The 21,332-nt window shown below is 72.7% G+C and carries 19 protein-coding genes; 13 read left to right on the top strand and 6 right to left on the bottom strand.

Going from position 1 to position 21,332, the window contains the following annotated elements; translation table 11 throughout:
• The first annotated feature begins 174 nt into the window (after nucleotides 1–174).
• The 3 genes from AWH51_RS02540 (at nucleotide 175) to AWH51_RS02530 (ending at nucleotide 4,754) form a co-directional block, all read left to right on the top strand.
• Nucleotides 175–663, top strand: a complete 489-nt coding sequence (locus AWH51_RS02540; protein WP_063070560.1) for a VanZ family protein — start codon at nucleotides 175–177, stop codon at nucleotides 661–663.
• Between the two features lie 107 nt (nucleotides 664–770).
• The gene (locus AWH51_RS02535; protein WP_175345453.1) at nucleotides 771–3,047 is read left to right on the top strand and encodes a HelD family protein; all 2,277 of its coding nucleotides are present in this window, start codon (nucleotides 771–773) and stop codon (nucleotides 3,045–3,047) included.
• A gap of 123 nt (nucleotides 3,048–3,170) precedes the next feature.
• Nucleotides 3,171–4,754: a DASS family sodium-coupled anion symporter gene (locus AWH51_RS02530; protein ID WP_254654445.1), complete on the top strand. Its 1,584-nt coding sequence runs from the start codon at nucleotides 3,171–3,173 to the stop codon at nucleotides 4,752–4,754.
• A gap of 3 nt (nucleotides 4,755–4,757) precedes the next feature.
• On the opposite strand, the gene AWH51_RS02525 is transcribed toward AWH51_RS02530, so the two are convergent.
• The 3 genes from AWH51_RS02525 to AWH51_RS02515 form a co-directional block, all read right to left on the bottom strand.
• Nucleotides 4,758–6,125, bottom strand: coding sequence for an exodeoxyribonuclease VII large subunit (locus AWH51_RS02525; protein WP_063070557.1), 1,368 nt, complete (start codon nucleotides 6,123–6,125; stop codon nucleotides 4,758–4,760).
• 296 nt (nucleotides 6,126–6,421) lie between these two features.
• Nucleotides 6,422–7,183, bottom strand: a complete 762-nt coding sequence (locus AWH51_RS02520) for an HNH endonuclease family protein (RefSeq protein WP_063070556.1) — start codon at nucleotides 7,181–7,183, stop codon at nucleotides 6,422–6,424.
• Between the two features lie 26 nt (nucleotides 7,184–7,209).
• Entirely contained in the window at nucleotides 7,210–8,562 is a 1,353-nt protein-coding gene (locus AWH51_RS02515) for an MFS transporter (RefSeq protein WP_175345452.1), read from the bottom strand.
• Nucleotides 8,563–8,764: 202 nt separating this feature from the next.
• Between AWH51_RS02515 and rpsO the strand changes: the two genes are divergently transcribed.
• Nucleotides 8,765–9,034 (top strand): 30S ribosomal protein S15, encoded by a 270-nt coding sequence (gene rpsO / locus AWH51_RS02510; protein ID WP_012038735.1) that lies wholly within the window; start codon nucleotides 8,765–8,767, stop codon nucleotides 9,032–9,034.
• Between the two features lie 475 nt (nucleotides 9,035–9,509).
• Nucleotides 9,510–11,783 carry a polyribonucleotide nucleotidyltransferase gene (locus tag AWH51_RS02505; RefSeq protein ID WP_063070555.1) on the top strand — a complete coding sequence of 758 codons (2,274 nt, stop codon included), beginning with the start codon at nucleotides 9,510–9,512 and terminating at the stop codon, nucleotides 11,781–11,783.
• A gap of 102 nt (nucleotides 11,784–11,885) precedes the next feature.
• Here AWH51_RS02505 and AWH51_RS02500 read toward each other — a convergent pair whose 3' ends face one another.
• Entirely contained in the window at nucleotides 11,886–12,263 is a 378-nt protein-coding gene (locus tag AWH51_RS02500) for a hypothetical protein (protein WP_063070554.1), read from the bottom strand.
• A 15-nt stretch (nucleotides 12,264–12,278) separates the two neighbouring features.
• Nucleotides 12,279–12,809, bottom strand: coding sequence for a YbhB/YbcL family Raf kinase inhibitor-like protein (locus tag AWH51_RS02495; protein WP_063070553.1), 531 nt, complete (start codon nucleotides 12,807–12,809; stop codon nucleotides 12,279–12,281).
• A 489-nt stretch (nucleotides 12,810–13,298) separates the two neighbouring features.
• Here AWH51_RS02495 and AWH51_RS02490 point away from each other — a divergent pair, with 489 nt between their 5' ends.
• The 7 genes from AWH51_RS02490 to AWH51_RS02465 all read left to right on the top strand — a co-directional run bounded on the left by AWH51_RS02490 (nucleotide 13,299) and on the right by AWH51_RS02465 (nucleotide 19,419).
• Nucleotides 13,299–14,435: an aldo/keto reductase gene (locus AWH51_RS02490; RefSeq protein WP_081234807.1), complete on the top strand. Its 1,137-nt coding sequence runs from the start codon at nucleotides 13,299–13,301 to the stop codon at nucleotides 14,433–14,435.
• Nucleotides 14,436–14,589: 154 nt separating this feature from the next.
• On the top strand, nucleotides 14,590–15,132 hold the full coding sequence (locus AWH51_RS15635; RefSeq protein ID WP_081234805.1) for a hypothetical protein: 543 nt from the start codon (nucleotides 14,590–14,592) through the stop codon (nucleotides 15,130–15,132).
• Nucleotides 15,133–15,530: 398 nt separating this feature from the next.
• Nucleotides 15,531–16,010 (top strand): hypothetical protein, encoded by a 480-nt coding sequence (locus AWH51_RS16425; RefSeq protein ID WP_254654444.1) that lies wholly within the window; start codon nucleotides 15,531–15,533, stop codon nucleotides 16,008–16,010.
• A gap of 67 nt (nucleotides 16,011–16,077) precedes the next feature.
• Nucleotides 16,078–17,433, top strand: coding sequence for a M16 family metallopeptidase (locus tag AWH51_RS02480; RefSeq protein ID WP_063070551.1), 1,356 nt, complete (start codon nucleotides 16,078–16,080; stop codon nucleotides 17,431–17,433).
• 8 nt (nucleotides 17,434–17,441) lie between these two features.
• The gene (locus AWH51_RS02475) at nucleotides 17,442–18,044 is read left to right on the top strand and encodes a histidine phosphatase family protein (RefSeq protein WP_063070550.1); all 603 of its coding nucleotides are present in this window, start codon (nucleotides 17,442–17,444) and stop codon (nucleotides 18,042–18,044) included.
• An 89-nt stretch (nucleotides 18,045–18,133) separates the two neighbouring features.
• Complete coding sequence (dapB, locus tag AWH51_RS02470; RefSeq protein WP_063070549.1) at nucleotides 18,134–18,967, top strand: 4-hydroxy-tetrahydrodipicolinate reductase; 834 nt, start codon at nucleotides 18,134–18,136, stop codon at nucleotides 18,965–18,967.
• Nucleotides 18,967–19,419 (top strand): hypothetical protein, encoded by a 453-nt coding sequence (locus AWH51_RS02465; RefSeq protein WP_063070548.1) that lies wholly within the window; start codon nucleotides 18,967–18,969, stop codon nucleotides 19,417–19,419. The genes dapB and AWH51_RS02465 overlap by 1 nt, the downstream gene beginning before the upstream one ends.
• 47 nt (nucleotides 19,420–19,466) lie before the next feature.
• Here AWH51_RS02465 and AWH51_RS02460 read toward each other — a convergent pair whose 3' ends face one another.
• A complete protein-coding gene (locus AWH51_RS02460) occupies nucleotides 19,467–20,387 on the bottom strand; it encodes a TIGR01777 family oxidoreductase (protein ID WP_063070547.1) in 921 nt (306 codons plus the stop codon).
• Between the two features lie 177 nt (nucleotides 20,388–20,564).
• On the opposite strand from AWH51_RS02460, the gene thyX reads away from it, so the two are divergent.
• Nucleotides 20,565–21,314, top strand: coding sequence for an FAD-dependent thymidylate synthase (gene thyX, locus AWH51_RS02455; RefSeq protein ID WP_063070695.1), 750 nt, complete (start codon nucleotides 20,565–20,567; stop codon nucleotides 21,312–21,314).
• Nucleotides 21,315–21,332: the final 18 nt, after the last annotated feature.

Raw genomic sequence — 21,332 nt, 5'->3', positions numbered from 1 at the left:
ATCGCAGGCGTGTCCCGGTCGCGGATGCGGACGGGACGCGAGGCTTCGCGGGTGCGCTGCACGCACAGGGTGCCACGGCCTCATCCCCGAGGAGGGGGAGATCGCCACACGACGTCATGGAACCGGCACCTGCGGCGGATCCGGCACCCAGGGGAATGCCCGGATGATGGACGGATGCTCCTCCGCCACCCCCTCCTCGGCACCGCCACGGGCCTGTACCTCGGGCTCGTCGCGTGGATCACGCTGTCGCCGGAGCCCTACGACCGCCGCATCGACGGCTTCCTCTTCCGGGGGCTGCGGGCCCTGCACCGGCACGACGGCACCTCGTGGATCACCTACTCCGTCGTGGAGGGCGCCGCGAACGTCGTGATGTTCGTGCCGGTGGGCATGTTCCTCGTGCTGCTGCTCGGCCGTCCGCGCTGGTGGCTCGCGATCGCGCTCGGGGTGGGCCTCTCGGCGCTCATCGAGACCGCGCAGGCGTTCCTCCCGACGCGGGTCTCCGACGTCCGCGACGTCGTGCACAACGGGCTCGGCGCCCTCATCGGCGTGGTGGTGGCCCTGATCCTCACGGCTCGCTCCGAGAACGCCCGCCGTCGCGCCCTCCGGCGGCGCGCGCGGCCGAGCCCGACGGGCCCGCAGAGCCTGGTCGGCACGCGCCGCTGACCCCTCCGCCGGCCGTCGTCCGCCGCTCCCGTCGGGGGCACCCGCGGTCCGGGACGACCCCCTCGTCTCGGTAGGATTGACGCCGGATTCCCGAGGGGTGTGTGCAGGTGACCGGTACGGAGCTGGATCGCGAGCGGGCGTACGTCGGCCGCCTCTACGGACGACTCGACGCGGTGCGCGCGGAGACCCGGGATCAGCTGGTCATGGTGCGCGACAGCCCCACCGGCGGCACGCACCAGAACCGCTCCGAGCGCGACGCGTTCGCGCGCATCTACGAGGACCGCCTGCAGGCGCTCCGTGAGGTCGACGAGCGCCTCGTGTTCGGCCGGCTCGAGTTCGAGGCGGGGCACCTGCCGGAGGACGAGCCGCGCGACGGCGCGCCGGCGCCCACGACGGGGGCCGGCGATCCGGTCTACCGGTACATCGGCCGCATCGGCCTCCGCGACGACGACCTGCAGCCGCTCCTCCTCGACTGGCGCGTGCCCCAGGCGAGCGCCTTCTACCAGGCCACCGCCGCCACCCCGCTCGGCGCCCGGGCCCGCCGCCACCTCACGACGCACGGCCGCGAGGTGGTGCACGTCGAGGACGAGGTGTTCGACCCGACGTTGCTCGACGAGGGCCGCACCAGCCTCCAGGGCGAGGGCGCGCTGCTCGCCGCGCTCGCCGCGGGACGCACCGGCCGGATGAACGACATCGTCGCCACCATCCAGGCCGAGCAGGACCGCATCATCCGCTCCGACCTCCGCGGCGTGCTCGTCGTGCAGGGCGGGCCGGGGACGGGGAAGACCGCCGTCGCCCTGCACCGCGCGGCGTACCTCCTCTACTCGCACCGCGACCGCCTCGCGTCCTCGGGCGTGCTGGTCGTGGGGCCGAGCCGCTCGTTCCTCCAGTACATAGAGGCGGTCCTGCCGTCCCTCGGGGAGACGGGCGTCGTGCTCGCGAGCGTCGGGCAGCTCTACCCGGGTATCGACGCCGCCGCGGAGGACGCGCCCGAGGTCGCGGCCGTGAAGGGCGGATCCGAGATGGCCGGCCTGCTGCAGCGCGCCGTGCGCTCGCGCCAGGTCGTCCCCACCGAGGCCGTCACGCTGGACGTGAACGGCGAGCGCATCGTGCTCGAGCCGTCGCTCGTGGCGAACGCGCTGCGCCGCGCGCAGGACAGCCGGAAGCCGCACAACGAGGCCCGCGTCGTCTTCAACAAGGCGGCCCTCGGCTCCCTCGCGCAGGTCCTCGCGTCGCAGATGCGCCGCAACGGCAGCGCCCTCGACGACAGCGACCTCGCCATGCTCCGCGAGGACCTCCGCACCTCGTACGACGTGAAGGTCGCGCTCAACACCGCGTGGATGCCGCTCACCCCCGAGAAGCTGGTCCAGGACCTCTACGCGCGCCCGAACTGGCTCGCCTCGCTCACCCCCCGATGGAGCGCCGAGAAGCGCGCGCTCCTCCGCCGCGACCGCGACGCGCCCTTCACCGTGGCCGACGTGCCGCTGCTCGACGAGGCCGCCGAGCTCCTCGGCGAGTTCAGCGCGCAGGCCGACGCGAGCGCCCGCGAGCGGGAGCAGCAGCGGCTCCGCGACATCGAGAACGCCGAGCAGGCCATCGAGAACATGGGGGTCGGCGGCATGGTCACGGCCGAGCGCCTCGCGGAGGGCTTCGCCGAGCAGGCCGCGCGCCGCACCACCGCCGAGCGCGCCGCGTCCGACCGCACCTGGACCTACGGGCACATCGTGGTCGACGAGGCGCAGGAGCTCAGCCCCATGCAGTGGCGCGTGCTCCTCCGCCGCTGCCCGCTGCGCTCGTTCACGATCGTCGGCGACGTCGCGCAGGCGAGCTCCGCCGTGGGCGTCACCAGCTGGCAGGACGCGCTCGGCCCGGTGCTCGGCCGCGAGTGGCGCCTCGAGGAGCTCACCGTCAACTACCGCACGCCCGCGCGGATCGCCGAGGCCGCCGAGCGCATGGCCCTCGCGCACGGCCTCCCGGTCACCCGCTCGCGCGCCGTGCGCGAGGGCGAGCACCCCATCGACACGGTGGAGGTCCAGGCCGACGAGGTCGTGGCCGCGGTCGTCGACGTGGTCGACGAGGAGCGCGAGGGCGACGAGGCGGGCACGCTCGCGGTCATCGCGCGCGACGACCGCGTCGAGGAGCTGCACCGCGCGCTCGCCGAGCGCTTCGGATCCGCGGTCGGCATCGGCGTGGGCGGCCTCGGCCGGCCCATCGCGGTGCTCGGATCGCAGGAGGCGAAGGGCCTCGAGTTCGACGTGGTCGTCATCGCCGAGCCGGACGAGATCCTCGCGCACACGTCGCGCGGCGCGGCCGGCCTGTACGTCGCGATGACCCGGCCCACGCAGCGCCTGCACGTCGTCACCTCCACGGGCTTCGCCGCCTGACCCGCCTGACCCGCCTGACCCGCGGACGCCGCCCGTCGCCTCTCCGGCCGGCGGGCGGCGCGCGCGTGAACACTATGAAGACAAGTGGCATCGGGCCCCGCACGCGCGGAAGATGGGCCGGTCATGACCCCTCCTCCCGCAGCCCCCGGCCCCTCGTCCGCCCCCGGAACCGGGACGGATCCGGCGCCCGGGGGAGCGGGGCGCGACGACGCGGATCCCGCGCCCGACGGCGTGGCCTCGGTCGCGGAGGACGCGGACCCGGCCGCCGAGGCGCACGCCGCCGCCCGCGCCGCGCGCCGCACCCGGCTGATCCAGGTCCTCGTCATCGTCGCGGTCACGGTCGGCATCGCGCTCGTGCCGCCGCCCGCGGGCGTCGACCCGCGCGGCATGCACATGGCCGGGATCTTCGTCGGCACGGTCCTCGCGCTCATCCTCCAGCCGCTGCCCACCGCGCCCGTCGCGCTGGTCGGCCTCGCGGTCGCGATGCTCACGGGCACCATGACCACCGACGGCGAGGCGCTCGTCGGCTTCGCGAACCCCACCATCTGGCTCATCGTCGCGTCGTTCTTCATCGCCGACGGCTTCCTCGTCACGGGCCTCGGGCGCCGCATCGCGCTGGCCTTCGTATCGCGGCTCGGCGGATCCAGCCTCGGGCTCGCGTACGGCATGGCGCTCACCGACCTCGTGCTCGCGCCCGCGACCCCGTCGAACACCGCGCGGGCGGGCGGGGTCGTGTACCCGATCGTCGCGTCGCTCAGCCGCGTGCAGGGATCCACCCCCGACTCCGACGCGTCGCGCCGGCGCCTCGGCTCCTACCTCGCCCTCACGAGCGTGCAGGTCAACACGGTCACGTCGGCCATGTTCGTCACGGCCATGGCGGGCAACCCGGTCGCGCAGAAGGCCGCCGCCGACCTCGGCATCGAGGTCACCTGGGGCGGCTGGGCGCTCGCGGCGCTCGTGCCCGGTCTCCTCAGCCTCATCGTCGTGCCGTGGGCCATGTCGCGCGTGTACCCGCCGACCCTCACCCGCACGCCCGAGGCGCCGGCGCACGCCCGCGAGGAGCTGCGCGGGCTCGGGCCGCTGTCGGGCCACGAGCGCATCATGGCCGCGACCTTCGTGCTGCTGCTCGTGCTGTGGTGCGGCGGATCCCTCCTCGGCATCCCCGCGACCGCCGCGGCCTTCGGCGGCATCGCCGTGCTGCTCGTCACGGGCGTGCTCAAGTGGTCGCACCTCGCGGCCAACGCGTCCGCGTGGTCGACGCTCATCTTCTTCGCGGTGCTCGTCGGCATGGCCGACCAGCTCGACGCGCTCGGCGTCATCGACCTCGTGGGCGGCGCCGTCTCCGGATCCGTCGGCGGCCTGCCCTGGCCGTGGGCGTTCGCGGTGCTCGCGCTCGTCTACTTCTTCTCGCACTACCTGTTCGCGTCGAACACGGCCCACATCGTCGCGATGTACGCGGTGTTCCTCGGCGCCGCGGTCGCGACCGGCACGCCGCCGCTGTTCGCGGCCCTCGTGCTCGGCTTCATCGGCAACCTGTTCGGCGGCATCTCGCACTACGCGTCGGGGCCGTCGGGCGTGGTGTTCGGATCCGGCTACGTCACGACCAGGGAGTGGTTCCGCGTCGGCTTCGTGATGGCCGTGGTGCTCATCGTCATCTGGGGCGTCGTCGGCACGGCGTGGATGGGCGTGCTCGGCCTTCTCTCCTGACCGTCATCCTCCGTCCGCGGTTCCGTGGAGGCGGCGGTACCGCCGGGGAGCGGAGGCGTGGCGCATCGCGGACAACCAGGCGTCCTCGCCCACCTGGGGCGTGCCCACGCGGACGCGTCGAGGAGGACGCAGCGCACGTGAGCGTCCGCGGAAGAGGAACACCGACCCTGCCGACCCGGCGATCAGGAGGCCGAGGCCGCTGCCGACGACCGCGTACCAGGGCGCGCCGGCCATCCACGCGCGGAGGCTGACCGTCGCGAGGATCGTCGCCATCGCGGCGGTGGAGCCGAGGACCACGGCCCGGACCCGGATGCGGTGGAGGGCGAAGGTCCGCTCGGCCTCGACCAGCGCCCGTCGAGCGGAGGCCGCCTCCGCCCGGGCGGCCACCACGTGCGCGTCCGGATGCGCGGACGACGACTCCGGGTCGGACGGACCCTCCGCGGCGCACGCGGACGCCACCGTCGTCGAGGAGCCCCTGCCTCGCGCGCCGTGTCGCGGTCGGCGCACGTGGTCGGGATCGGGGTTGCCCACGTGCTGATGCGCGTTGAGGGCCTTCCGCACGTCGGTCGGCGTCCGGAAGGCGCCGTCGGCCACCCACGCGACCGCTGCCTCCGTCGCGGTGGGGCCGATGGCCGTGACGACGGGGACGGCCGCCTCGGCGACGGCATTGACGACCCGCACGTCGTTGAGGGCGACCCCGTCCCGCCATCTGCCGCCGCCTCGGTACACGACGATCAGGTCGGTGTCCTCCGGGGACACCGACCTGATCACGTCCGCGATCGCCTGGCTGTCGTGGAACGGGATGCCACGCCATCGGGGCTCCAGCCTGTCGAGCCGGAGGCCCGCCGTGATGTCCGCCTGCGCGACATCGCCGAGCGGACCGATGAACGTCACTCGAAGGGAACCCGGCGCCCCCGCGCGGACCGGCAGCCGGGGCGGCGGGGCGGTGCGGCGTCGCAGCCGGTCCCGCGCTGCGGCGCACGTCCGCGGATCACGGGCGATGCCGGCCCGCTGCTCGGCGGCAGGCAGCCGGCCCCTGCGCTCCTTCTTGGTCACCCGCATCGGTCGCAGCACCAGCAGGCAGTCCTGCTCGAGGAGGTCGAACGCGCCTCGGAGCTCGACGACATCGCCGACGAGCAGCCCCCGGACGGTCTCCGGCCGGCAGATCACGGGGATGGAACGGGTCCTGGCGTCGAGGGCCCCCGAGGTGTCCACGAGGTCGAAGCGCGTACGGCTCGTGCTGATGTCCGCGATCTCGCCGGTGATCTGCACGGTCCCCCTGTCGGCGAGGAGGAAGGAGGTCCGGAGCTGCGAGAAGACGACGGGCCCGACCCTGTCGCGTTCCGGCGTCCGGGGCGGGAAGACGGCCATGACGGGGATCCTGACACCGGCTGACCGTCGCTCGTCGCCTCGGCGCACAGCACCCCGGCATGGAGATGGGCCGACCCGATGACGGGCCGGCCCTGCGGTCGTGGTCCCGGCGCCGAGACCCCTCTCCATGCGCCGTCCGTGCGACCGCTCTCCCCATGACATCCGGACCCGTGGTGCATCGCGTCTCTGGGGTCCGGCGCATTGCGGTCTCTTCGGAGCGAGCGGACGATCGGTTCGCCCACGATGCAGATCCGGCGTCACCGCCCGGTGTCACCACCCGGCCGCACCACCCGGCGTCATCGCACGGGCGGCGGCCACGGCACGTCGTCGGACGACAGCAGCGGCAGGTCCCCGCAGCCGTCGAGCACGCGCGCCATCGCGTCGTGCTCCGCGCGCGTCACGCTGAGCTCCGTGCGCACCTTGATCGACACCTGCCGCACCACGAGGGCGCACGCGTCGTCCGGATGCTCGGGCAGCCACTCGTCGACGGTCGCGTCCGACTTCGCCGAGTTCTCCGCGGCGGACGCGGCGACGAGCTCCAGCGGGTCGTTCGCGAACGCCGCCCGGTAGGCGGGGTCCCAGCGCCACGCGCCGGAGGACCACGCGTCGGACAGCGACACGACGTGGTCGATCTGCACCGCCTCGGGGTCCCGCGACCGGTCGAAGGGGATGCGCTCGCCCGAGTACGGGTCGGTCAGCACGCCGGACTGCACGACGCACCCGCGTGTCCCGCCGCGGATCATGGTCTCGGCGAGGTCGCGTCGCAGAACGTCGTTGCGGGTGTCGCAGCCGTTGCGGTCCACGTCCGTGCGCCAGGCGAACGACTCGCGGTCGTAGCCGGCGACCCGCTCCTCCGTCCGCACCTCGAGCCCCTCGAGGGCGAGCCGCGCGGATCCGGGCGCGGCCGGCTCCGCGCCGGGCCCGGTCCCGGATCCACGCCCGGCGTCCTCGGCTCTCCCGGCGTCCTCCGCGTTCCCGGCGCCCGTCCCCGGATCCCCGTGCCACTGCACGAGACCCGCGACGATCACGATCACGAGCGCCGCCAGGGTCACGAGCACCGGCGTCCGCCGCCTCCTCCGCCGCGTCACGGGGTGGGGTTCCGGGAGTCGTAGAGCTCGAAGGACGGCAGCGCGCGGATGAGGATCCACACCACCACCGCGATCAGCAGCCCGCCCACCAGCGACGGCACCCACAGCGCCGCGAACGCGGTGACGATGCCGACGTACGCGTCGCCGAGCCGCGGCCCGCCCGTGACGACGACGATGAAGATGCCCTGCAGCCGCCCGCGCATGTTGTCCGGCACGGCGGTCTGCAGCATGGTGTTGCGGAAGATCGAGGAGATGTTGTCGGCCGCGCCCGTGCAGGCGAGCAGCACCGAGGCGGCGACGATGCCCGGCACGCTCGCGTCCTCGATCCGCGATCCGATGCCGTGCAGCACCCCCGGCCGCGACGCGAACAGCAGCACCAGCCCGAACCCGGCCGTCGAGAGCCCGTACGCGACGATCGCCAGGCGGATCGCCCGCCCGTGCCGCGTGACGCGCCCGACGGATCCGCTCAGCACGCTGCTCACGAGGCTGCCGACGGCGCCGGCCGCCGTGAGGATCCCGACGGTCACCGGCCCGCCGCCGAGCACCACGGCCCCCACCGCGGGGAAGAGCACCCGGGGCTGGCCGAGGGTCATCGCGATGATGTCGACGATGAACGACATCCGGATGTTCGGCGCGGTCTTGAGGAACCCGAGCCCGTACCTGATGGACGCCAGCCCCGGCCGCTGCACCTCGCCCTCCGGCGCGATCCGCGGCAGCGCGAGCACGCCCGTGAACGCCGCCAGGAAGAGCACGGCGTCGACCGTGTAGGTCCACTGGAACCCGACCGACGCGACGAGCACGCCCGCGAGCGCCGGGCCCACCGTCACCATCACGCCGAGGCTGATCCCGCCCAGCGCGCTGGCCGCGGGCAGGAGGTGCGGCGGGAGGATGCGGGGGAGGATCGCCTGCCGGCTCGTGCCGATCACCGTCGCCGCGACCGCGTTGAGGATGCTCAGCGCGTACAGCGACCACACCGTCTCCGCGTGCGTCCACGCGAGCGCCGCCAGCGCGATGGTCGAGCCCCACGCGGCGCACGACGCGATGAGCGCGACCTTCCGTCGGTCGAACGCGTCGGCGAGCATGCCGCCGTAGAGGCCCGCGAGGATCATCGGCACGAGCGACAGCACGCCCACGAGCGCGACGGCGCCCGTGGATCCCGTGAGCTCGTACACGTGCAGCCCGATCGCGACGATGGTCATCTGGCTGCCGATGCCGGCGATCGCGTTGCCCGCCCAGAGCCGTGCGAAGGCGGGGCTCTCCCTCAGCGGCGTCAGGTCGACGAAGTGGCTGCCGCGGACCTGCCGTTCGTCGGGGATCGGGATGGGGGAGGTCTCGGGCGGGATGCTCACGTGTCGCTGCGTCGTCTCTGTAGGGTGGATTTCCACGCTAGCCGAGATCGCCGACGCCGCCCCGTCGCGGGCCGCCCGGCCGCGGATCGGCTCCCCGCCCTCTGGTATGCTCGTGCGGTTGCCGTCTGAACGGCCGCGGATCAAGAGAGCTCGCACATCCTGTGACGGGCGCCGCGCAACGAACACGAGAGGGGATCATCACATGGCTCTGGAAGCAGACGTCAAGAAGGCGATCATCGACGAGTACGCGACCCACCCCGGTGACACCGGATCCCCCGAGGTGCAGATCGCGCTCCTCACCAAGCGGATCACGGGCCTCACCGAGCACCTCAAGGAGCACAAGCACGACCACCACACGCGTCGTGGCCTGCTCCTCCTGGTCGGCCAGCGTCGTCGTCTCCTCGGCTACCTGTCCAACGTCGACATCGAGCGCTACCGCGCCCTGATCGCGCGCCTGGGCATCCGCCGCTGACACGCACCACGCGTCGCTGATCGCACACGTGCGAACCGGCCGAGCCGTCACCCTCCGGGGTGGCGGCTCGTTCCCGTTAAGAGGTGCGTCATCCCCCCGACACCCGGGCGCCCCCGTCCTCCGGGGCCGGCGAGGGGCCGGGTGCTACCATGGCCGCAGTGATCCAGCGGGCGCCCAGCGTCACGATGCGATCACGACAGATGGAGCTGGCCGGCAGGAGCTGGTCGTTGGTGGTGGTATTCCGAGTCGCTCGGAGCATTCCCACTGATGGCCAGACATGCGCCCGCCGCCGTCGGCCACCGGCCGACGAGCGGAACCAGCCGCGCACGTGCACCCGGGACCCGCATCAGGCGGACTCCGACGTGTCGCCTCGCCCGCTCCTCCTCTGTCGTAGGAGGTCCGCATCCACACGGGATGCAGGACGAGCGCCCGACGGGCGTCGCCGAGAGGCGCAACACGAAGGAGAGAGACCTCAATGGAAGGTCCAGAGATCAAGTTCGCCGAGGCAGTCCTCGACAACGGCAAGTACGGAACGCGCACGGTCCGGTTCGAGGCCGGCCGCCTCGCGCAGCAGGCGCAGGGCGCGGTCGCCGCGTACCTCGACGAGGACACCATGCTGCTGTCCGCCACCTCGGTGGGCAAGCACCCGAAGGACAACTTCGACTTCTTCCCCCTGACCATCGACGTCGAGGAGCGCAGCTACGCCGCGGGCAAGATCCCCGGCTCGTTCTTCCGCCGCGAGGGCCGCCCCTCCACCGAGGCGATCCTCGTCTGCCGCCTCATCGACCGGCCGCTGCGCCCGTCGTTCATCACGGGCCTCCGCAACGAGGTCCAGGTCGTCATCACCGTCCTCAGCATCGCGCCGGACGAGTTCTACGACAGCCTCGCCATCAACGCGGCGAGCGCCTCGAGCATGCTCTCGGGCATCCCGTTCTCCGGCCCCATCGCGGGTGTGCGCCTCGCGCTCATCGGCGACCAGTGGGTCGCCTTCCCGAAGCACTCGCAGCTCAAGGAGGCCGTCTTCGACATCACCGTCGCCGGCCGCGTCGTCACCGACTCCGAGGGCAACGAGGACGTCGCGATCATGATGGTCGAGGCCGAGGCCACCGAGGGCTCCTGGGACCTCATCCAGGCAGGCGCCACGAAGCCCGACGAGGCCGTCGTCGCGCAGGGCCTCGAGGCCGCGAAGCCGTTCATCCAGCAGCTCGTCGCCGCGCAGGCCTCGCTCGCGCAGCAGGCCGCGAAGCCCACGGTCGACTACCCCGTCTTCCTGCCGTACGCGCAGGAGACCTACGACGCGGTCAGCGAGCTCGCGCTCTCCGACCTCGGCGGCGTGTACCAGATCGCCGACAAGATCGAGCGCCAGGACGCCGACGACGCCCTCAAGACCCGCACCAAGGAGGCCGTGGCCGCCAAGGTCGAGGCCGGCGAGCTGCCCCAGTCGGCGCTCACCGAGTTCTCCGCGGCGTACAAGTCCGTCACGAAGACGGTCGTCCGCGGCCGGATCCTCCGCGACGGCATCCGCATGGACGGCCGCGGCCTCGCCGACATCCGTCCGCTCGACGCCGAGGTGCAGGTCATCCCGCGCGTCCACGGCTCGGCCATCTTCCAGCGCGGCGAGACCCAGATCCTGGGCGTCACCACGCTGAACATGCTGAAGATGGAGCAGCAGATCGACTCGCTGTCGCCCATCACGAAGAAGCGCTACCTGCACCACTACAACTTCCCGCCCTACTCCACCGGTGAGACCGGTCGCGTCGGGTCGCCGAAGCGCCGCGAGATCGGGCACGGCTTCCTCGCCGAGCGCGCCCTCGTCCCCGTCCTGCCGAGCCGCGAGGACTTCCCCTACGCGATCCGCCAGGTGTCCGAGGCCCTCGGGTCCAACGGCTCCACGTCGATGGGCTCCGTCTGCGCCTCGACCCTGTCGCTGCTGAACGCGGGAGTGCCGCTGCGCGCCCCCGTCGCCGGCATCGCCATGGGCCTCGTCTCCGACACCGTCGACGGCCAGGTCCGCTACGCGGCCCTCACCGACATCCTCGGTGCCGAGGACGCGCTCGGCGACATGGACTTCAAGGTCGCGGGCACGTCGGAGTTCGTCACGGCCATCCAGCTGGACACGAAGCTCGACGGCATCCCCACGTCGGTCCTCGACGGCGCACTCAAGCAGGCGAAGGAGGCCCGCACGGCCATCCTCGGCGTGCTGAACCAGGCCATCGACGCCCCCGACGAGATGGCCCCGACCGCGCCCCGCGTGATCTCGGTCAACATCCCCGTCGACAAGATCGGCGAGCTGATCGGCCCGAAGGGCAAGACGATCAACGCCATCCAGGACGAGACCGGCGCCGACATCTCCATCGAGGAGGACGGCACCGTCTACATCGGCGCCGTCGACGGCCCGTCGGCGGAGGCCGCGCGTGCGCAGGTCAACGCCATCGCGAACCCGACGAACCCCGAGGTCGGCGAGTCCTTCCTCGGCACCGTCGTCAAGATCGCGACGTTCGGCGCGTTCGTCTCGCTGCTCCCCGGCAAGGACGGCCTGCTGCACATCAGCGAGGTCCGCAAGCTCGCCGGCGGCAAGCGCGTCGAGAACGTCGAGGACGTGCTCGGCGTCGGCCAGAAGATCCTGGTGGAGATCACCAAGATCGACGACCGCGGCAAGCTGTCGCTCGCTCCCGTGCTGGAGGAGGCCGCCGATCAGGAGGGCCGCGACGCCGCCAGCCACGGCACCGACGAGCCGGCGGAGGGCTAGTCCCCGACGCACGCTGAACGAAGCGGATGCCCGTCCCACCTCGGTGGGGCGGGCATCCGTCGTCTCCGGTCGCCGCCGATCGGGCGGTGGCGGCCGAGATGCTCACTTGCCGTCGTTCGGGTCGCCCGGGTAGGGCACGGAGGGCGCCGGGCCGACCGAGAAGGATGGCTCCGGTTCCGGGCTCGTGCTCCCGGGCGGGCTGGGGGCCAGCGCCGGATCCGGGGTCGGGGCGCCCGGGGGATCCGCGGTCGGCACGGTCGTGCCCCCGCCCGGATCCGTGCCCTCGCCCGGTGACGTGCTCGGCGCGACCGTGGCGGGGACGGGCGAGCCCGGTCCTCCACCGCTCCACGCGATCGCGACGGCGGCGACGATCGCGGCGACCACGACGAGCACCGCCGCGAGCGCGATCAGCACGCGCGTGCGGGGCCGGACGGGACGGGCGTCGTCGCCCGAACCCGCGCCCTCGGCGTCCCCGGTCACGTCCGCCTCGTCCGCTCAGTCCGCGACGGTGATGGCGGTGCCCACGAGCTGGGCCCGGCCGACGACGTGCGGGAGCATCAGGAAGCCGAGGACCGCGGGGGTCGCGCCCTCGGGCACGTCCAGCGACTCCACGTCCAGGGCCGTCACGGTGAAGAAGTAGCGGTGCGTGCCGTGGCCCTCGGGAGGAGTCGCCCCCGCGAACCGCTTCTCGCGCGACTCGTTGTGGATGGTGATCGCCCCCTCGGGCAGGAGGCCCGCGTCCGGGTCGCCCGCGCCCTCGGGGAGCGACGTCGTCGACGCGGGGATGTCCTTGACGGCCCAGTGCCAGTAGCCGCTGCCGGTGGGGGCGTCGGGGTCGTAGCACGTGACGACGTAGCTCCGCGTCTCGGACGCCGCGCCCGTCCAGGCGAGGGCGGGGGAGCGGTCCGCGCCGCCCTGCGAGGCGCCGCGCGCGGCGAGCGGCAGAGGCGCCCCGTCGGCGAAGCCGGGGCTGGTGAGGTGGAAGGGGGCGGCATCCGGCAGGCGGTGCAGCGGGTCGTTGGTCATGGGGGTCCTCTCGGTGGTCCTGACCCGACCAGCCTCGCACGGTGGCATCGTCGTCGGTCGGGATCCGCCCCAGGACCGGCATCGCCCTCGGGACGCGAGCGCGGTCCCGCAGCGGGGCACGGGGGACGGGCGATGCGAGGGTCGGAAGTCCGGGAGAGATGACGAGCAGCCTGGCAGGCCCCCGAAGAGGGGCTGGGTCGCGTCGCCTGGGGCTCGCTAGCGTTGTCGATGCGGGATCGGCCGAGGAGCCACCCGCCTCCGGGGGACGCATCGGGGGATGCAGGCCGCCGAGGGGTGCCGGGATCGGGGGATCCACGGCACCCCTTCCGGTCGGCCGCACCTCTCGGGGCCGTGCGCCCCGATCGCGTGCGACGTCCCGCCGGTCCGCACGAGGCGGTCACGGTCGGCGCGTGTCCACGGGGCGAAGGCGCGTCACCCCGATCCGTTGGTACGCAAACCGTTCGCCTGCTGGGCGGTACGATCGGGAGCGTGACGTCGTCCCCTCCCACCTCCCCGACGGTCGCGCCCGGTTCGATCCCGCGACGCCGGGGTAGCGCCGCGGCGGGCGGACGAGGCAGCGCGTCGACGGAGCAGGCGACGACGTCGTCGACCCTCGCCGACACGACCGTCCAGGCCGCGGGCGCCCTCGTCCTCGAGGCCGTCGCCGAGCCGGGCCTCCTGGCCGGCGGCAGCATCCCGCATCCCGCGCGGCGTCGCGCGATCGGCGACACCGACCTCCGCGTCTTCCCCCTCGCCCTCGGCGGCAACGTCTTCGGCTGGACCGCGGGCGCCGAGGACACGGCAGCCATCCTCGACCGCTACCAGGAGGCCGGCGGCAACTTCCTCGACACCGCCGACTCCTACGCCAGCGGCCGCAGCGAGCACATGATCGGTTCGTGGATGCGCGAGCGGCGCAACCGCGACTCGATGGTCGTCGCCACCAAGATCGGCAAGAGCGAGGACTTCCCGGGCCTCGGCTCCTCCCGCATCGAGCGCGCCGTGGACGCGAGCCTGTCCCGGCTCGGCACCGACACGATCGACCTCCTCTACTTCCACTGGGACGACCTCGACGTGCCGCTCGAGGAGAGCCTCTCCGCCGCCGGGCGCCTCATCGCGTCCGGCAAGGTGCGCTACCTCGCGGCGTCGAACTACGCGGCGGAGCGGCTGCTGCACGCGCGCATCCTGGGCGGGCTGTACGACGCGCCCCGATTCGTCGCGCTGCAGACCCACTACAACCTCGTCAACCGGGCGCCCTACGAGTCGGACTACCTCGATGTCGTGCGCGGCCAGCAGCTCTCCGTGATGCCCTACTTCGCGCTCGCGAACGGCTTCCTCACCGGCAAGTACCGCACGCGGGACTCCGTGCGCGAGGGCGCGCGGGGGCAGCGGGCGGCGAAGTACCTCAACCGGCGCGGGCTGCGCGTTCTCGCGGCGCTCGACGAGATCGCGGAGCAGCATTCCACGAGCGTCGCGACGGTCGCGCTGGCATGGCTGCTGGCGAAGCCCGGCGTCGTCGCGCCGGTGGCGAGCGCGAGCCGGCCGGAGCAGGTGCACGACCTGGTCCACGCGGCGCATGTGCAGCTGTCGCGGCACGACGTCACACGTCTCGACCGCGCCTCGGAGTAGTCCGCTCACAGGCGCGGGCCTCGTCCACCGTCCCCGGGATGTGGATCGAGCCGCGTCCCGTCATGCCCGCCCGGCTACCTTTCCCCCACCGCGACGCCGACGCCCTCCGCGTCCATGTCCGCGCGCGGCATCCGACGCCCCGGGGGAGACGACCTTGCACGAACGACCGAGCGATGCGCCGCGCCGACGCCGAGCTGCCGCTGCCGCCCTGCTGGTGGCGCTGTCAGTCACCGCGCTCGGCGGGTGCGCCCCGTCCGAGACCCCGGACCCCACGCCGGCGCCCGCGCCCTCGTTGACGCAGGAGCAGCAGGATGATGCGGCGTTCGAGGATGTGTTGTCCGGCTTCCTCGCGCTGCCTTTTGAGGGAGAGACACAGGATGACTTGCGGCCCTTCCTGGTAGGAGATGCCCTAACAAATGAACAGCGAGAAATTTCTCAATACCAATCATCACAGCAAACTGTTGTCGGCAAAGACACGTATTATAATTTTCGAGTGACCGATCGTGGATCGAATTACATGGTTGCGCAAGTTTGTTTAGATGTCAGTGGCACCAGGGTGCTCGATGCTGAAAAGCGAGATGTCACCCCTAAGCGTGATTCGACAATCTCACTTCAGTTAAAAGCCGTGTTTAACGAGAATAATGCGTGGCGCATCAGTGACCTTGTTCCAAACGATAAGGTTCGAGCATGCGATTGAGGGCGGCGGTAGTTTGCTTGTTGTCCGTGACTCTTCTTCTAATAGTCGCGCCGCAGGCACAGGCTGAAGACGCAGCATGCGCGCGCCGGGGTTTGGGGAGTACCTCGTGTGTGGGCGCCGAAATCGGGCCAGGTGGAGTCATAGTCCACGGGACCTCCACTTCTCCATCGCAACAGCCGGCACCAAACACAATCAATCCAATTGTCGATCGTTCTGAGCCGCAGGTAACGCCTCAAGCCCCACCCCCGGTACCCCGCGGGCGCCTCGCCGCTGACACGGACACGCCCTGCACGCCGGGCGCCGGGTCGTGCGCAGACGGGCACCATGTATTCCTGCCGCCCGCCCAGGCGCCCGCGAAGCCCGCCGATCCGGCTCCCGCAGCGCCCGCGGCACCGGGCGTGACGCTCGACGACGTCGCCGGCTTCGTGCCGCGCGACGCGTCCATCCGGTCGCAGCCCAACGGGTGGGCGCTGGTCGGATCGCCGGTCAACCTCCTCACCGACGCCGGAGCGCAGGTCGTGGGCGGGACGCTCCTCGGGCGGCCGGCGCAGGTGCGGTTCGTGCCCGTGTCCTTCACCTGGGATCACGGGGACGGGACGACCACCACCGTGCAGGGTCCCGGGGCCTCATGGCGGGATCTCCGCCAGCAGGAGTTCACGACCACACCCACCAGCCACGTATACGGGCGGATGGGGGACCGGCGGGTCTCGCTCACCATCGCGTACTCGCCGTCCTACCGCTTCGACGGCGGGGCCTGGCAGCAGATCCCGGGCACGCTGCCCGTCACCGTCGGCCCGGTCACGATCCACGTGCTGCAGGGGTCCACCGTCCTGGTCGGCGGCGCGTGCGGGGCGCGGGACGCCGGGCCCGGATGCTGATCCACGCGCGGCGGCGGCCCCCGCGTCCACCGATCCGGCGTCAGACCCGTGGCGTAGGGTGACGATGATGTCGCGCCCCGTAGAACTCCCCCTCGACCAGCCCGAGCTCACCATCCGCGCGGCGGGCGGGTCACTGGTCCGACGCAGCGTCCTCCCGTCCGGCGTCCGCATCCTCAGCGAGGACGTCCCCGGCAGCAGCAGCGCCACCATCGGCATGTGGGTGGCCGTGGGCTCGCGCGACGAACAGCCGGGAGACCTCGGGTCCACCCACTTCCTCGAGCACCTCCTCTTCAAGGGCACGGCGTCGCGGTCGGCGCTCGACATCGCCGTGGCGTTCGACGCGGTCGGCGGCGAGCACAACGCGGTCACGGCCAAGGAGTACACCTGCTACTACGCCAAGGTCCGGGATCGCGACCTCGGCATGGCCGTCGACGTGCTGGCCGACATGGTCACCTCGAGCCTCATCGACGCCGAGGAGTTCGAGACCGAGCGCGGGGTCATCCTCGAGGAGCTCGCCATGGCGGACGACGACCCGGGCGACGTCACGAGCGAGCGCTTCTTCGAGGCCGTCCTCGGGGATCACCCGCTCGGCCGTCCCATCGGCGGAAGCCCCGAGGACATTGAGGCGGCCGAGCGCGACGCGGTCGTGGCGCACTACCGACGCAACTACCGCCCGCAGGACCTCGTCGTCACCGCCGCCGGCGCCGTCGACCACGACGCCCTCGTCGCGCGGGTCACGGCCGGCCTCGAGCGCGCGGGCTGGGACCTCTCCGTCCAGGCCGCCCCCGTCGCCCGTCGCACGGGAGCCGCGCCGACCATCACCCGCGGCAGCGACCTGGTCGTGGTCGACCGTCCCATCGAGCAGACCAACATCCTGCTCGGCGTCCCGGGCCTCGCGGCGTCCGACGGCCGCCGGCCGGCCCTCGCCATGCTGAACAGCGTGCTCGGCGGCGGCATGTCGTCGCGCCTCTTCCAGGAGGTGCGCGAGAAGCGCGGCCTCGCGTACTCCGTCTACTCGTTCGGCGCCTCGTACTCCGACGCCGGGGTCTTCGGGCTCTACGCCGGATGCACGGCCGCCAAGACCGCGCAGGTCTCGCGCCTCATGCTCGACGAGTTCCGCCGCCTCGCCGACGAGCACGTGACCGACGAGGAGCTGACCCGCGCGTTCGGTCAGCTCTCCGGCCAGTCCGCGCTCGCGCTCGAGGACTCGGACACGCGCATGTCGCGACTCGGCCGATCCGAGATCACCACCGGCGAGTTCGTCGACCTCGACGAGACGCTGGTGCGGCTGTCCCGCGTCACCGCGGAGGACGTGCGCGCCCTCGCCGCCGACCTCGCGTCCCGTCCGCTGTCCATCGCCGCCGTGGGCACCGTCGGTGCCGACGCGTTCGCCCCGCTGCTCGCGACCCCCTCGCTCCTCTAGGAGGAACCGTGTCCCACTACATCTACCTCGTCCGCCACGGCGAGCAGCAGGACGCCGAGCACGGCCTCCCCGACGGTCCGCTCTCCGGACGCGGCAAGCGCCAGGCGCACTGCATCGCGGATCGCCTGAGCGGCGTGCCGTTCACGTCGGTCCGGCACTCGCCGCTGGCCCGCGCGGAGGAGACGGCCGCCATCATGGCGGAGCGGATGCCCGCCATGGAGCCCGAGCCGTCGTCGCTCCTGTTCGACTGCATCCCCTCCGGCCCGGTGCCCGACATGCCGCACGCCTTCGAGTCGTTCTTCGGCGGGATCACCGAGGAGGAGATCGACGCGGGCAGCGCCCAGATGGCCGACGCGGTGAGCGAGTTCCTCGCGCCCGCGCGCGGCGACCGGCACGACCTGCTCATCACGCACAACTTCGTCATCGCGTGGTTCGTGCGGCACGTGTTCGACGCGCCGGAGTGGCGCTGGATGGGCATCAACCAGGCCAACTGCGGCCTCACCATCATCCGCGTGCGCTCGGCGAAGCCGCCCGTGCTCGTCGTGCACAACGACCTCGGCCACCTGCCGGTCGAGCTGCGCACGGGCCTGCCGGAGCAGCAGCCCTACTAGCGGCACGGCGCTGCTTCCTCGCGGATCGCCATCCCGAGGGAGGGCGCCGGCCCGGGCGTCCGCGGCGGCGGCCCCGGTACGCTGGCCGGATGACAACCACGGTCGCCGTCGTCGGCGCAACGGGACGCATGGGCCAGCTGATCACGCAGATCGTCGAGGCGAGCGAGGAGTTCGAGCTCGTCGCCAGCCTCCGCTCGACGGACGAGCTGTCGGACATGCTCGGCGCCGACATCGCGGTCGACGTCACGCTCCCCGCGGTCAGCCAGGGCGTCGTCGAGTACGCGATCGCGCACGGCATGAACGTGCTCGTGGGCACGAGCGGCTGGACGGCCGAGCGCATCCAGGGCCTCGAGCGCCGCATCACCGGCAACCTCGCGGTGGGCGTCATCATCATCCCCAACTTCTCCATCGGCAGCGTGCTCGCGACCTCGTTCGCGCAGATGGCCGCCCGGTTCTACGACTCCATCGAGATCGTCGAGGGACATCGTTCCAGCAAGATCGACTCGCCGTCCGGCACGGCGGTGCGCACCGCGGAGCTCATGTCCCAGGCCCGCGGCGATCGGGGCCCGGTGCAGGCTCCGCACACGGATCAGCGCGCGCGCGGCCAGCAGGTCGCCAGCATCCCGGTGCACAGCCTCCGGATGCAGGGCATCGTCGCCAAGCAGGACGTGCTGTTCGGCGGCAACGGCGAGGTCCTCACGATCAGCCACGACACGCTCGCCCCGAGCGCCTACGAGGCCGGCATCCTGCTCGCGCTCCGTGCCACCCGCAGCGCGCGCGGCGTGAGCGTCGGGCTCGACCGCCTCATCGACCTGGACGGCTCGCGCGAGCGCGCGGCCCGCGCCGCCGACGCCGCGTCCACGACCGGACCGGTGGACGACGGCGGCCCGAGCGGCCAGGCCGCCACCGTCACGAGCTCCTGATGGGCACGCGCATCGGCGTCGGCCTCATGGCCGTGCTCATGGTGCTGTACCTCGTGGTCGCCGGTCAGTTCGCCGTCCTGCTCGTGCTGTCGGGCCAGCCCGTCGGCATCCTGCTCGGGATCGGCCTCGTGCTGCTGTCGCTCGTGGGTGCGTGGGCGCTGGTGCGCGAGCTGGCGTTCGGGGTGCGCAGCGGCAGGCTCGCGCGGATCCTCGAGGAGGAGGGCGGCCTGCCGGTCGACGACCTGCCGACGCGCGCGAGCGGTCGGCCCCTGCGCGACGCGGCCGACGCGTCGTTCCCCGTCTACCAGGCCGAGGTCGAGGACGCGCCCTCGAGCTGGCGGGCCTGGTTCCGCCTCGGGCTCGCCTATGACGCGAGCGGCGACCGCCGTCGCGCCCGCGGCGCGATCCGGCGCGCGATCTCGCTGCACGGCACGCGCGAACCCGCCGCCTGAGCCGTGGGCGCGCACGCGGATCGCTCGCATCCCGTGCGTCCCGCGGATCAGCCCTTCGCGAGCAGCCGGTCGATCGCGAGCTCGACGGTCGGGTCCCGGAAGACGAAGCCGTCGGCGAGCAGCTTCTCCGGGCGGGCGGGCTGGCTGGAGAGCAGCAGCTCCTGGCCCGCGTCCCGCAGCGCCAGCCGGATGAGGGCCTCGGGCGCGGGGATCAGGTAGGGGCGGTGCATCCGCTTCGCGAGGTGGCGCATGAGCCGGTCCGCCATCACGGGCTCGGGCCCGGTGAGGTTCACGGGTCCGGAGATCGACGACGTCAGCAGGTGCACGATGGCGGCGGCCTCGTCGCGCAGGGAGATCCACGGCCACACCTGCCCGCCGGTGCCGAGCTTGCCGGCGAGCCCGAGGTTCGTCAGCAGCCGGAGCGGCGCGAGGGCGCCGGCCTGCGCCAGCACGAGACCGGTGCGGAGGGTCGCGACGCGCACGCCGGCGGGCGCCTCGTGCGCCTCCGCCTCCCACGCCTCCACGACCTCCGCGAGGAAGCCGGCGCCGCGCGGCGAGTCCTCGGTGAGCCGCTGCTGCGGGCGGTCGCCGTAGAAGCCGACGGCGGATCCGTTCAGCAGCACCGCGGGCGGCGTCGCGGCGGCGGACATGGCGTCGACGATGGTGCGCGTCGCCTGCACACGGGACGAGCGGATCTCCTCCTGGTACGGCTTCGTCCACGGCAGGCGGCTGATCGACGCGCCCGAGAGGTTGACGACGGCGTCCACCCCGTCGAGCGCGGCGGGATCGAGCCGCCCCTCGGCGGGCTGCCACTCGCGCTCGTCGGGGGAGGAGGGCGCGTGGCGGACGAGCTTCCGGACCCGGTGGCCCGCGTCGTGCAGCTGCGCCTGCAGCTCGGTGCCGATGGTGCCGCCGGCGCCCGAGATGAGGACGGTGAGCGGGGCGGGGGATGCGGTGCTGTCGGCCATGGTGGCGCCCTTCGTCGGTGCCCCACAGCCTAGGACGCGCCACCGCCCGCGGGCCGGGCGCAGGGCGTGCGCGGCTCGTCGACGGAGGTGCGCGCGCGGCCCTCCCAGCCGGCGTCCCGCGTGACGGCGGTCGCGTACAGTGACGTCGTGCCCCACGACATCGCCTTCCGCTCCGACATGACCGTGGAGCTCGTCCGCTCCAGCGCCCACGACTCCGACGTGATCTTCGCGGCCCGCGTCTCCACCGCCGGCGAGAAGACCCTCGAGCGCGCGCTCGACGAGCCCGACGGCCAGGACCGCGCCCTCGAGGGCGACGTCGACACCGAGGCCGAGGAGAAGCGCGTCAAGCGCGACCGCGGCCTCATCAACTACCTCATGCGCGACCGCCACGGCTCCCCGTTCGAGCACAACTCGATGACCTTCTACGTGCAGGCGCCGATCTTCGTGTTCCGCGAGTTCATGCGCCACCGCATGGCCTCGTACAACGAGGAGTCGGGCCGCTACAAGGAGCTCGACGCGGTGTTCTACGTGCCCGGCCCCGAGCGCAACCTCGTGCAGGTCGGCAAGCCCGGCGCCTACGAGTTCCACGCGGGCACCCCCGAGCAGACTGAGCTCGTGCAGGAGGAGACGCGGCGCACGTCCGCGGAGGCCTACGCGTCGTACCAGCGGATGCTCGAGCAGGGCGTGGCCCGCGAGGTCGCCCGCATCGTGCTCCCGCTCAACATCTACTCGTCGATGTACGTGACCCTCAACGCCCGCGCGCTGATGAACTTCCTGTCGCTGCGCACCAAGCACGAGGACTCGACGTTCCCGAGCTTCCCGCAGCGCGAGATCGAGATGTGCGCCGAGAGGATGGAGACCGAGTTCGAGCGGCTCATGCCCCTCACGCACGCGGCCTTCCAGAAGAACGGCCGCGTCGCGCCGTAGCGCACCGGAGCGGCCCGC

Origin of the sequence: Clavibacter tessellarius (assembly GCF_001618005.1) — a bacterium.
In the GTDB taxonomy this organism is placed as follows: domain Bacteria; phylum Actinomycetota; class Actinomycetes; order Actinomycetales; family Microbacteriaceae; genus Clavibacter; species Clavibacter tessellarius_A.
This window is presented reverse-complemented; position numbering and strand designations above follow the sequence as displayed.